Origin of the sequence: Paenibacillus wenxiniae (assembly GCF_039822605.1) — a bacterium.
Lineage (GTDB): Bacteria > Bacillota > Bacilli > Paenibacillales > Paenibacillaceae > Saccharibacillus > Saccharibacillus wenxiniae.
Map to the genome: position 1 here is coordinate 123,687 of NZ_JBCGUH010000003.1, position 12,245 is coordinate 135,931.

Annotated in this window: 11 protein-coding genes; 3 read left to right on the plus strand and 8 right to left on the minus strand. The window is 44.9% G+C overall.

The genetic code is table 11. From position 1 onward, the window contains the following. The first annotated feature begins 179 nt into the window (after window positions 1-179). Window positions 180-1,451, plus strand: coding sequence for a BaiN/RdsA family NAD(P)/FAD-dependent oxidoreductase (locus AAHF22_RS06655; RefSeq protein WP_347324210.1), 1,272 nt, complete (start codon window positions 180-182; stop codon window positions 1,449-1,451). Window positions 1,452-1,698: 247 nt separating this feature from the next. Here AAHF22_RS06655 and AAHF22_RS06660 read toward each other — a convergent pair whose 3' ends face one another. The 3 genes from AAHF22_RS06660 to AAHF22_RS06670 form a co-directional block, all read right to left on the minus strand. Next, window positions 1,699-2,172 (minus strand): copper amine oxidase N-terminal domain-containing protein, encoded by a 474-nt coding sequence (locus tag AAHF22_RS06660; RefSeq protein WP_347324211.1) that lies wholly within the window; start codon window positions 2,170-2,172, stop codon window positions 1,699-1,701. A gap of 19 nt (window positions 2,173-2,191) precedes the next feature. Then, window positions 2,192-3,397, minus strand: a complete 1,206-nt coding sequence (locus tag AAHF22_RS06665) for a hypothetical protein (RefSeq protein ID WP_347324212.1) — start codon at window positions 3,395-3,397, stop codon at window positions 2,192-2,194. Between the two features lie 455 nt (window positions 3,398-3,852). Next, window positions 3,853-4,764, minus strand: a complete 912-nt coding sequence (locus AAHF22_RS06670) for a glycerophosphodiester phosphodiesterase family protein (protein ID WP_347324213.1) — start codon at window positions 4,762-4,764, stop codon at window positions 3,853-3,855. Window positions 4,765-5,514: 750 nt separating this feature from the next. On the opposite strand from AAHF22_RS06670, the gene AAHF22_RS06675 reads away from it, so the two are divergent. Then, on the plus strand, window positions 5,515-5,982 hold the full coding sequence (locus AAHF22_RS06675; protein WP_347324214.1) for a MarR family winged helix-turn-helix transcriptional regulator: 468 nt from the start codon (window positions 5,515-5,517) through the stop codon (window positions 5,980-5,982). Window positions 5,983-6,358: 376 nt separating this feature from the next. Here AAHF22_RS06675 and AAHF22_RS06680 read toward each other — a convergent pair whose 3' ends face one another. The 4 genes from AAHF22_RS06680 to AAHF22_RS06695 form a co-directional block, all read right to left on the minus strand. Beyond that, window positions 6,359-8,032: an ABC transporter ATP-binding protein gene (locus tag AAHF22_RS06680; RefSeq protein WP_347324215.1), complete on the minus strand. Its 1,674-nt coding sequence runs from the start codon at window positions 8,030-8,032 to the stop codon at window positions 6,359-6,361. A 1-nt stretch (window position 8,033) separates the two neighbouring features. After that, window positions 8,034-8,636 (minus strand): ECF transporter S component, encoded by a 603-nt coding sequence (locus AAHF22_RS06685; protein ID WP_347324216.1) that lies wholly within the window; start codon window positions 8,634-8,636, stop codon window positions 8,034-8,036. A 102-nt stretch (window positions 8,637-8,738) separates the two neighbouring features. Beyond that, window positions 8,739-9,479 (minus strand): energy-coupling factor transporter transmembrane component T family protein, encoded by a 741-nt coding sequence (locus AAHF22_RS06690; RefSeq protein WP_347324217.1) that lies wholly within the window; start codon window positions 9,477-9,479, stop codon window positions 8,739-8,741. Between the two features lie 541 nt (window positions 9,480-10,020). Then, complete coding sequence (locus AAHF22_RS06695) at window positions 10,021-10,356, minus strand: hypothetical protein (protein ID WP_371834035.1); 336 nt, start codon at window positions 10,354-10,356, stop codon at window positions 10,021-10,023. Window positions 10,357-10,667: 311 nt separating this feature from the next. Here AAHF22_RS06695 and msrC point away from each other — a divergent pair, with 311 nt between their 5' ends. Continuing rightward, a complete protein-coding gene (gene msrC, locus AAHF22_RS06700) occupies window positions 10,668-11,147 on the plus strand; it encodes a free L-methionine (R)-S-oxide reductase MsrC (RefSeq protein ID WP_347324642.1) in 480 nt (159 codons plus the stop codon). A 305-nt stretch (window positions 11,148-11,452) separates the two neighbouring features. Here the strand turns inward: msrC and AAHF22_RS06705 are convergent, their stop codons facing one another. Next, complete coding sequence (locus AAHF22_RS06705) at window positions 11,453-12,139, minus strand: hypothetical protein (RefSeq protein ID WP_347324219.1); 687 nt, start codon at window positions 12,137-12,139, stop codon at window positions 11,453-11,455. Window positions 12,140-12,245 lie beyond the last annotated feature (106 nt).

A 12,245-nucleotide genomic window follows, 5' to 3' on the forward strand; every position in this document is an offset into this window, starting at 1 on the left:
ATTTATTTATTGGTGTATTACTCATTAGTATAAATCATTTAGTGTGCAATTATTCAATCAATATTACAAATATCGAACAACATTTTTCAGGAAAATAGCAAACCGAACACTGACTCTCGTTCGTTCATGGTATACTATAGAGATAGCTTCATATTATGTATATAAAGGAACGATTACGTTTGAAATACGATATTATTGTGATCGGCGGCGGTTCCGCTGGTCTGATGGCAAGTGTGGCGGCAAGTGAGCATGGCGCACGCGTACTGCTTGTGGACAAAGGCAACAAACTGGGACGTAAGCTGGGCATCTCCGGTGGTGGACGCTGTAACGTCACCAATGCAAAGGAAATTGACGAATTAATCAAATACATTCCGGGTAACGGACGCTTTCTGCATAGTGCGCTGGCGAATTTTAGCAATCTGGACATTATGCGCTTTTTTGAAGATATGGGTATCGCTCTAAAAGAAGAAGATAACGGTCGGATGTTCCCGATATCGGACAAAGCCAAGACGGTTGTTGATGCGCTGGTGAGCAGAGTACGCGCACAGGGCGTGGAAATTCGAGTGAACAGTCCGGTCGCTGAGGTGTTGTATGAAGATGGAGCTGTAGCAGGTGTGCGGCTACGTTCAGGCGAGCGACTGCGAAGCAAAGCGGTCATTATCGCGGTCGGCGGCAAATCGGTTCCCCAAACCGGCTCTGAAGGCGACGGTTATCCGTGGGCAGAACAAGCCGGTCATACGATTACCGAACTGTATCCGACCGAAGTTCCGCTCACCTCGCCGGAAGCATTTATCCAGAGCAAGGAACTACAGGGACTCTCTCTGCGCGATGTCGCATTGACCGTGTGGAATCCGAAGGGCAAGAAGCTGATCATGCACGAGGGAGATATGCTGTTCACCCACTTTGGTATCTCTGGCCCTGCTGCGCTACGTTGCAGTCAATACGTTGTCAAAGCGCTGAAAAAGTTTCCGGTCACCGCTGTGCAGCTCACGATTGATCTGCTGCCTGACCGCAGTACCGACGATGTGTATCGTGAAACATTACAGCTGGCAGAGCAGGAATCACGCAAAGCGGTTAAAAATGTAATTAAAGGGTATGTGCCTGAACGACTGATTCCACTGTTATTGCAAAAATCAGGCATCTCCGGCGATATCACCTATGATCATATTCCGAAACAGCAATGGATGGAGCTGGCTCGCCTGATCAAGGCATTCCCGGTCGCCATTCATGGCACGCTGTCGATCAAAGAAGCGTTTGTCACCGGTGGCGGTGTGAATTTGAAAGAAATTCATCCACAGACGATGGAATCGAAGATGATGCCAGGGCTGTATTTTTGCGGTGAAGTGTTAGATATTCACGGGTATACAGGCGGCTACAATATTACCGCTGCGTTTACAACCGGTCATGCGGCAGGCCGCAGCGCTGCTGAGGCGGTACAGGCGCTAGTGTAAGGTGATGCTTAAATGAAAAACGGCAGCTTTCAGCCTTATATTTATATAAAAATAATCACATATTATAGTAAAGTTTGTATAATGTAAACTTTTGAGAATGAATATATTCATCTATGTATCAAAGTAATTGTAGCGTCACAATATACAATCACTTTGATTACAACACTGAAATCCTTTTTAAAGCTAGATGAAAAACACTAAAATATAAACAGCCGCCAATGTTAAGAAGGCGGCTGTTTATATTTGCTTATTTAGTCATTGTAATATTTACATGCAACATACCATCACTTGATTTCGTAGCATCTACTGTCGCTCCTAAAACTTCAGAAACAAATCGGAGCGGAACAATAATTCTATTTGGATAATGCAACATAAATGGAGCATCAGATAATGTCTTCTTCTCGTTGTTAACATAAGCAACTTTGCTGCCTACCACCAATGTAGTAACAGTGCCTTCATCCGATAGGATCGTTACTTGCTGCTTAGAACGATCCCAACTCACTTTACCACCCAAGTTTTGAGAAATAAAGCGAAGCGGAACATAAGCAGTATTGGTTTCCTGTTCAATATACGGTTCCGCATCTGTACTGCCTGACTCAAGGCTAATCGGAGAACCATTCACTTGCACTCTGATACTAAAAATAGCTCTAGCATCAACTAGATTACTCGTAATAAGTAATGAACATACTAAAAAAAGAGGAACAATTACTTTTCTAATCATACTAAGTGGCTCCTTTATTTTAATTTACAGAAAATGTGTATTGTTCTGTATGAGAAGAAGTATTATTCATGTAATTAATTTTACCTCCATGCACCCATACATCATTATTTAAGCTTGCCACTGAGCTTGGATACACCGAACTAGCGCTGTTATTTGTTAAAAATCTCATATTATTCCAAACAACAGGTGTAGTAAACCCATAGTGAAATGGCGCATTAACTGGAGGATTTCCATTCATTGCGATAGCAGTTAAGCGTTTAACTGATCGGCCTACACTAGTCTTTCCTGTAAAACGTACTACATAAATATCTGAATAGTTAATCTGTTCTCGAATAGTTAATGTGCTATCTGTACTATAGTAATAAACTTTATAGCCACTTACTGTAGCACCATTAACAAATTTCTTGCTGCGATCTACATAAGTAACATTTGATGATGGCTTGTAGCCGTTATCATCTCCACTTGCTATACTATGATCCGCTTTAGCGTGAAAAAAAGGATACCATCCTGTAGGAGTTGATTGAGACTTTACTGACTCGAAACCCACTTCAGCAAAATCATCAACTCCTGTGTACATGTAGGCCGTTTCACCAAGATTTGTAGCACCTTCAATATTATAAGTAGGTAGTACAATAGAATCGGCAACCACTCCGTTGTAAATAGCCTTGGCGGAACTAGCAGGTGTTTGCAAACGATGGAATGCACCAGTTTCTTTACCAGAAGTGTTACCCTGGTTACTGATCAATGCTTGAGTAGTGAATCCAAGTTTGTTGGTAGCAACTAATCCATAGGTTAGGTTAGTCACTGTAGCATTTGAATAATCATTGTATGTAGTCTGAGTTGCTGTTGTTACTTCTTCAAAGTTTGATTTAATATCGCCATCTTTTGAAGAGGTTGCACTTACTAACTCTCCATTTTCATTCATATCCATGACAACAACATTTGCATTTTCTAACTGTGCTATTTTTTGTTTTGTAGCAGTTGTGACACTTGGAGTTGCTTCAATATTGTCTACTGCTAAGTTAAATTGAGAGTCATTAAGTTTAGATATTCCTTTACTACTAGCTGGTGCTCCCCTGTCCAGTAAAATTTCCTGTTCAATCGCTTCTTTGATGTACTGACTGTAATCAGGAGAAGATTGCACCTCCTCTGCTTTTACACTTAACGAAGGGATCGAAACTGCAAATAATACGATGGACAGAGCAAATTTAGCGACGTTTTGCACAAATCCTCCTCCTAGAATAGCTTAAATAAATTTATGAAGAAAGCTGACCATCCTTTCATCAATAGGATGATAGATGAAATTAAATATAGTATATTACGGAATTAGTTACATATCAATCTTCATTTCCTTCCTAATCCTTTTTATTGAAAATTTATACACATTAAATCCAACTTATTAATGGCGTATGTTATAGCAACAATCCTATCCATCTAATTCTAATAATAATGCTAAAACTATGCATACTACTATAGGATATCCTTGTACACTATTCCTTTCGTTGATTACTTGATAACAAAAAGACCTCCAGCACCCTATAGGGGTAACCTGGAAGTCTTTACTTTTGAAGTCTTCATCTTAATTATAGCTTTAATACTAAATTATCCAGCCTATCTGAGCATATATAATACGGATTACAACAGGCCGCATAGTACCCTCTACTACTGTGTCAAACTCCTCTACTCCACTTTTACCGAACGCTGCGCCATCCTGTCCGCATGCTCCACTTCATCCAAATAACGACGCAACTTCTCCGCCTCATCCGTCTGAATTATATTAAATCCCTGCTGTCTATGCGCCTGCCAGTTCACTTCTGCATCGCCTAGTTCCGATTGACTCGCACACAACGAATCCCACATCGTATTCACCCATAATCGGCAATGATGTTGCTGAATCGCATGCAGTACGTCCGGAGCGACAAGCGGACTATCTGCTCGTTCAAAACAAATCTCTACCGCCTGCGGTTTGACATAGCGACAAATCTCCTCGATCTGCACCGCGTGCTGCTCATTTGTACTGTCCAAAATGTGCATGTACAGCGGCTGCTCATCCACACTGTGAATAAAACGGTGAATTTCTTCCGGTTCTGCTGTGCTTTTGAATAACGTTTGCTGTACCGTTCCGGTTCGCTCCAGAATCGGATAAATGTCATCACGCCAGCGCCAGCATTTATCCAGATTAATCATCACCTTATTGCGTACAAGGATCATCACCTCTTCCAGCGTTGGAATCGTATAGTTGGTCAATAGCTTCGCCGATCCGCCCTGATAGGGACGTAGCCGTAGTGCACGCAGTTCAGCAAGTGTCATGTCGGCAACCGCGCCGCTACCATTCGTCATCCGATCTACCGTTTCATCATGCATTAACACAAATGCGCCATCACGTGTTTGTTGTACATCAATCTCAATCAGATCCGCGCGTGCGACGATCGAATATTGAATCGCTGCCAGCGAATTTTCCGGTGCATGTCTCCAATCGCCACGATGGGCTGCGATCATTGTACGTCCGTTAGGACGATGAAAGCTCGATACAATTTCACGATAACCAGTCCGACCCGATTCATGTGCGGTTGTTAGGAAGTCATCTCTCATTGGCGTTATCTCCAGTTCGTTATTTCCGGTCGCTGCCGGTAGCCTCGAATGCTTGTTATCCACTTTAACGCTTCAACATTAACGGGATTGGATATTTGTGCAATTTTTACGTAAACGTTTTGTAAACGCATCGATAAGTTACCAACAAGCTATACACAAATTAGTACCAGATATTAAGTGCTTACGCACAAGTTATTAACAAGTTATACACAGCCTGAGGATAGAAATTAGTAAAATACTTCCATACTATACAGAGCGCGATATAATTATGCAATTAGGCATGTGAATAAAAAGTTGATTTGGAGCTATTTTATCCTCACACCGTGTATAAACTGTGGATTTTATGCAAATGAGTGCGCTTAACCATACTTCATTTTAATTATTCACAAGTTTATCCACAGTATTTATCCACTTTTCCACAGCGTATACACATCTTGCACACAGATTTTTTCCAGTGTATGCGTCGTTACGAAAATGGATGTTCATTCATTTATCCACAACATGTGAACTTTCATTTTGCTACCAGGCCTATATGATAAGCGTCAATTGTGAAATACAGAACACTTCGCTTACCGTTTAACTGAAATTTAATCCTTAAATTTAATATTTAAAATGCACGGCATTGTGACAAATCACACATTTTTTAGTTTTAATTGCAGGTAAGATAAAGATAGAAATCATAACTCCTTCAACATTTGTTGCAATAGATAGGATACCGTAATGATTCCATACAGAAAGGGTGACCGTATCATGATTAATATGTCCATGAATAATACCGAGCAGTCCATGCATCTGTACCGCGTTTTTGCCAAAGCTTTTAAAAGCCTGAGCGAGCACGCTATAGCAGGTAGCAAGATCGAAGGCTTCAACTCCACCGCATTCTCTGTTATGGAGGTTTTATATTTTAAAGGTGCACAGCCCATCCAGCAGATCGGTGCGAAGTTGTTGCTACAGAGTGGCAATGTTACGTATGTGATCGATAAGCTGGAGCATGGCGGCCTACTACGCCGACATCCGTGCCCAACCGATCGCCGTGTGATCTATGCCGAACTGACTGATCAAGGACGTGCAATGATGGATGATATTTATCCGAAGTACGAGGAACGTCTGAACTTCGCTTTGAGCGGACTGAATGTACAGGAAAAAGAGCAGATGATCTATTTGCTGAAAAAGCTTGGCATGGAAGCCGAGCGCTTGTCTCCATCGATGCGTAAATAATAGGCAGATAATCATAGGCAAAGCATGTAGTCTATATGATGTCCCTTGCCTTGAGATTACGCACGACGAATCCGAAATAAACCGCCAGCAAAAAACGGATGCCCCTTGATGGGACATCCGTTTTTCTTATCCGTTTTTCTTATACTTTATACGTAATGATTGATTCTACACCGATGGCGATAGCGCCTGATCTGTGCGGCAACGACTCTGGTGGGCACAAGATCAGCGATTGTCCGCGCAGAGTAGCGCTTTTCCATCAGCTACACTGCACGGCTCACACACAATAACCATACAGCTTCTATCTGTCTTCTGTATAGCTTTACTACCATCTTCTATATCGCTCCGACTCGGCTGCGATATGAGTAACTTGCATGCTCTATAGTAAAGAAACGCTCATCTGTCCCTGCTCTAATGTGCAAATACGAGACGCATCACGACGGAATAACTCCGGCTCATGGGTAACGACTAGCAACGAAGCGCCACGCTGAATCGCATCCCTACACAACTCCAGCAAGCACGTAATTGTAAAATAGTCCGCTGCCGATCCAGGCTCATCTAAAATATACAACGGACGATCTAGCAGAAACTGTGCGGCCGCGGCCAGCAAACGCTTTTGTCCGCCGCTCAAGCTATATGGCGAAGCATCGCGCTGCTCCAGCAAACCGATCCGCTTCAGTATTCGTTCCACCTGTGGGTAATACGTTTCTGGTAATGCTTCATGACGGCGTAGACCTAACTCTGCACGCAGACCGAAGCAGCATTCTTCCCATACCGTCGCTGCGATCCACTGATGATCAGGATGCTGGAACAAATACGCGGTATCACGTGCTCGCTTGTCCAGCTTATCTTTGTACGTATCATGTGTTCCACGATAAATCATCCCTGCGGACGGCTGCAATAGACCGGACAGCAGACGAGTTAATGTCGTTTTGCCCGAACCGTTAGCGCCGCATAACAATGTCATTTCACCGGCAAACAGCTGCAAATGAATATCCCGTAATGCAGGCATCGCTGTACCCGGATACGTATAGCTCAACTGTTTGATCTCCACTACCGCAGATTGATGCTTGGCATCGGCAGACCTGGCCGAGCGCTTTATCACGGGCGATATACTTTCTTCTGTCCGTTCTGTATGATCTGTGTGCGGTACGCGCGCACAATCTGCTACAGTCTGTTGAGCCGACCTGTACGTTGTTGCTGTTCCCCATTCTTCTGGCATTTCTTTTGCCAATCCTTCTGTCCTGTCTTCTACCGACTCTTCTATAGAAGAAACAGATTCTGACGGTAAAATAAACAACTGTTCCAGCAGAGCACGATGCTCTTGCTTGACAGCGGCAGGTTGTCCGTCTAATAGAACTTTTCCAGCATCGATAATTATCATACGATCGGCTGCATCTGCCAGCTCATCCCAGCGTGCAGATGCAGTAACGAGTGTTCTGCCTTTACGATGCCAGCGCTGAATCATGCTGGCAACACGCTGTCTGCCTAACGGATCAAGGCTCGCTGCTGGCTCATCCAGTACGAGCAATTCTGGCTCCATCGCCAGCACCGCGCCAAGTGCTGTACGTTGACGTTGTCCGCCTGACAGGCAATGTACCGCCTGTGAACGCACATGCTCTAGCTCCAGTTCATCGGTCAGCCGATCAATACGCGCGCCAATCTCCGCAGCAGGCAGTCGCAGATTTTCCGGCCCAAATGCCAGTTCATCCTCTACCGTACCGACGACCAGCTCGGCATCCGGGTCCTGTCCAAGCGTACCGAGCACATCGACTAGTTCACCTGGCGGCGCAAATGCAGGATCGAATCCATGCACATGTACAAGTCCATCTCGTTGTCCGCCAGCAAGTCGGGGCAACTGTCCATTGATCAGACGACAGACGGTTGATTTGCCACTCCCGCTCGCGCCAATAATCGCTACCCATTCACCGGCTAGCACCGTTAACGATAATCCTTGAATCGCTGGCTGGCTGCTACCTTCATGCACATAATGCACATCCTTGAGCAAAATCGCCGGCTCGGATATCGCTGCTGTTGAAGAGGATGCCGTCATATTAACGTCCACTTGAAAAAGCTGCAAAACGACGCAGCAGTCCAGTTTTGCCCAGTGCGCGTGCAAGTCCGATCGTTAGCCATCCACAGAGCAATACACCACTCACAATACGAATAACCATCGCAATCGCCAGTACACCAAAGCCAAATTTGCTATATCCGAACAATTGAATCGCCACGATAAACCAGATCGGCACCATCGCACCGCCCACAAGCATCATCACGCCTGTCGACCAGTTACGATAACGCAACATGGCGAAAATAATTTCTGCCACGACCATATAACATACCGCTGCTGCCAGCGCCGAAATGATTCCATAAGACGTACCGACAAAGCTCTGCACCAGTGCACCAAGTGCATATGTGATCACCGCCGTACCCGGCTTGCGAATAATATAATAAGCCAGCAATCCATATACCATATACAAGCCTGTAATGGTCGATGTAAGAATCGGACCGCCCAGACTGCTGAGCAGCTGATTCACGCCGGACATATACATCGTCATGACCGCGTTCGCTGTAGCCAGTAATGCCATCAGTACGATATCCATCGTTGTGAATGCCTGAAACGTTTTGTTCATTGTGTTTTGAATTGGGGTACTCATACATTCTCTCCTTGCGGCATGCGTTATAACACACCTGTATTGTTAACCACGAATTATAATTTAGGTTAACAATACACAGAAGTCAATCTCTTTTTTTATAGATCATAGCATCATGCAGGCGATGATCGTCAGGATTACACCGCTCAGCATCGTTGGAATCGCCGATGCTGGAAGCACAAATGGACGATAAAATGTACGGTCTGGATATGCGCCAAATCCTTTCGCATCCATTGCTCCAGCAATATGCTGAATGCGGCGCACCGCTCCGGTAAATACCGAACCCACATACTCTCGATTTTGCCGAATCGCTTCCAGCCCACGTCCACGACGCTCGCCACGCAGCCGCCGTGCTGCCAGCGCCAGCTTTGCTTCCTCACGCAACAACGGCAGAAATGTTAATGCCAGCGCCAACCCATATGCAAATCGATAGGGCACTTTTAGCTTTTGTACAAGCGCACTGACCAGCTCCCGATAACTCGTTGTTAGCGATAAAGCTACAGAGGTCATGCAGAGAATGAAGATTCGCAGCGTCATCACCGCGCCATAATCGAGTCCATCCGATGTAATGTGTAGCGCCCCTGCTTGCCATAGTACAGTGCCTGTCCGCACCGACAACAACGATAATACAAAATACGGTATGCCGATCACAAGCAGCAGTTTGAACAGCGGACGACCGATGACCTGCCCTGATCCCCACCATATCGCCAGCCATACGCTGGCAAACAGGATCAGCTGTGGCACAGCATGCCCGATATGTACAGCCAGCACGGAGACGCATAGCAACAGTACGATTTTGGTTAACGGGTCCATACGGTATAACCATCTATGTTTTTGTAACTCCAATCGTTCTCACTCCCTGTACTCAACAATCGGTGTTAGAATACCGCATGGCTGTCATTTACGCAATAGATGCCTGGACAATGTTTACACGCTCGCGATTAGATTTTGAGGAGAGGAAGATAGGAGGTTTTCTAGTTGTTCCTATTACATCATTACTGGATATCTACTATTTTGATAGCCACTATACAGTTAATTGATCTCACCTATACAGTTACTCATATCTATTACACAGTTATTTAATATCGCTTATACAGCTTTACTGCTTTACAGCTTTTACTGCTTTTACAGCTTTTACTGCTTTTACAGCTTATACATTTAATTTATATCGTCACTCTATAGACTAAAGATATCGCGACTCCTTACGATAGGAGGCAGGAGACAAGGCAAGCATATACACGTCAAAAACCGGTATCCGCTCCATCGGGAACGAATACCGGCAACTTGCCAGAGTTACTACCACAGTATGTAGCATCAAGCCGTTTTCAGTGGCATCGCCTAATGAAGATGCGCTGTCTGATCACAGACTTCTATCTGCATACGACACTTAAACGACGACGGAAGATTGGGGCTTGGACGAGCGAGCACGCTCTGGAGAATTGCCGGTATCCGCAGATACTACCTCGCTACATAGCATAGCCAGACGTTTGCGAATCTCGCGCAGCTCACCGATGCCAGTACCTGTAATGCGATATTCTTCACCGCTTACGGTTAGCATATTTTCGGCGGTCAGATGCTCAAGTTGCTGCTTGACCTCACGATCACCGACACGATAGCCCCAATTTTCCAACACAGGTTGCATATCGGCAATCGTCAGTTTGTGCTGATTCGCCTGATGCAGCATATGAATCCGAACAAACAAATTTTGTACCTCCGCATGCATATACCCTTCTCTCCTTCCAGTCGATTCATTGATATTAGAGTTGAACAGATGTACAAAGGTCCGAAAACCGATTTGATTCATGCTGTACTTACCCTGCTAGCCAGTCACGTAAACATATTTTCACTCTATATTCCAAATTTTACCTTACATCATAAGTGATTTTAATAGTTAGCTTAAACCTTGATCTTTTCCCTATCTTCATTGGCAAAATCATAGCGCAGCGGTATACTAGAACATACACGTCCATCCATGATCCAGTTGCAGCATCAACCTGTGACAGGCGATAAATTTATATGAAAAAGGTGATCTCCATGTTTGAAAATATAGCGTACACTGGCTCCCGTGAAGAGCAATATGCCACTGCCCTGAGCCAGCTCAAAGCACTAATTCATGACGAAAGTGATCGTATTGCCAATCTGTCGAATGCGTCTGCGCTGCTGAAGCAGTTTCTGCAAGATACGAACTGGACGGGCTTCTATCTGTATGATGGTAAAGAGCTTGTACTCGGTCCTTTTCAAGGATTGCCTGCATGCATCCGTATTCCACTTGGCAAAGGAGTATGCGGAACCGCCGCTGCGGAACGCCGCACCCTGCTCATTGCAGATGTGCATGAATTTCCAGGTCATATCGCCTGCGATGCGGCTTCGAACAGCGAGATCGTCGTTCCGCTCGTTCGTGGTGATGAGCTGATCGGTGTGATCGATATCGATAGCCCGCTGAAAAATCGCTTTGATGAACAGGATCAGCAGTTCCTTGAACAATTTGCTGCGATTTTGCTGGAAGCGATCTGAACCGTGATTTGAATCGTATCCTAGTCATACAAAAAGCCATTCCTTTTATCGAAGGCAATACTGCCCATCGGATCGGGAATGGCTTTTTAGACTGCTCGCATACTTATTTCAATTGCTCGTACACTCATTTCGGTTATGCACATACATTCGGTTATGCACGTACAATTGTCGGTATATTATCACGACACAATGGTCGTTACATTATACTGTGGCTGTAAAAAACTGTAGCTGTCACAGAAATCATTTATCCACATGTGGATACTTTGATGACCTTCTATGGAACCGCTACGTGTAGACGCGTAGAATCAATCGCCTACGCTACTACCATCCTGATACTCGCCACGTACACGCACGACATTACCGTCTTGATCCAGATCGACACGTACCGTTGTACCAGCTTTACGCTCATTGGCTGGGCCGTCTGTACCTTCAAAGTTGGCTGCTTTTTTATACTTCTTCTCGTCGGTGCCTTGCTTGATGACGACTTCGGTATCTGTTTCAGATACGAATTGTCCGGCGATATCACGTTGCGAATTGTCCATATCATTCGCATCTTTGGCAAGTTGTGCGGTAGCGATTGTGCTATCCTGTGCATTCAGCGTTACACTTACTTCCTGACCGGGCAAATCTACCGAGGTTGGCAAGCCAGCTGCTGGTTCATACGAATTGCTTTTTGGAATGACAAGCTGATTACCACCCACATCAAGGGTCATCGTATCCCCATTCTCAGATACATATTTACCAACTACGTTATAATCCGAGCTTGAATCGCTCTTGTTCGGATCAGTGGAATACTGACGGAAATCGCCCTCCAGTGTTTGTGCATTCGTGTTCGCCTGTCCAGTATCCTCTGGAGTTGCCTCACTTGCACTTTGTAGAGGTGCGGTTGGATCGCTGCTCTGACTTGCCTCTTTATTGGTGTCGCCACATCCAGCGATTACACCTGACAATAAAACTGCCGCAGCAGTTCCCATCCATAATCGATTCTTCATACGAAAAAACTCCTCTCGCTAATAATGTCCGTATTCGCAAGCATGCTACATCGCTCATATGACCTTATACCCCAAACAACGGTCTTTCCAAACCTGTACCGATTCG

Coding starts and splice junctions, on each gene's coding strand:
- AAHF22_RS06660 (WP_347324211.1), bottom strand. CDS start 2,172: ATGATTAGAAAAGTAATTGTTCCTCTTTTTTTAGTATGTTCATTACTT.
- AAHF22_RS06670 (WP_347324213.1), bottom strand. CDS start 4,764: ATGAGAGATGACTTCCTAACAACCGCACATGAATCGGGTCGGACTGGT.
- AAHF22_RS06675 (WP_347324214.1), top strand. CDS start 5,515: ATGATTAATATGTCCATGAATAATACCGAGCAGTCCATGCATCTGTAC.
- AAHF22_RS06680 (WP_347324215.1), bottom strand. CDS start 8,032: ATGACGGCATCCTCTTCAACAGCAGCGATATCCGAGCCGGCGATTTTG.
- AAHF22_RS06685 (WP_347324216.1), bottom strand. CDS start 8,636: ATGAGTACCCCAATTCAAAACACAATGAACAAAACGTTTCAGGCATTC.
- AAHF22_RS06695 (WP_371834035.1), bottom strand. CDS start 10,356: ATGCATGCGGAGGTACAAAATTTGTTTGTTCGGATTCATATGCTGCAT.
- msrC (WP_347324642.1), top strand. CDS start 10,668: ATGTTTGAAAATATAGCGTACACTGGCTCCCGTGAAGAGCAATATGCC.
- AAHF22_RS06705 (WP_347324219.1), bottom strand. CDS start 12,139: ATGAAGAATCGATTATGGATGGGAACTGCTGCGGCAGTTTTATTGTCA.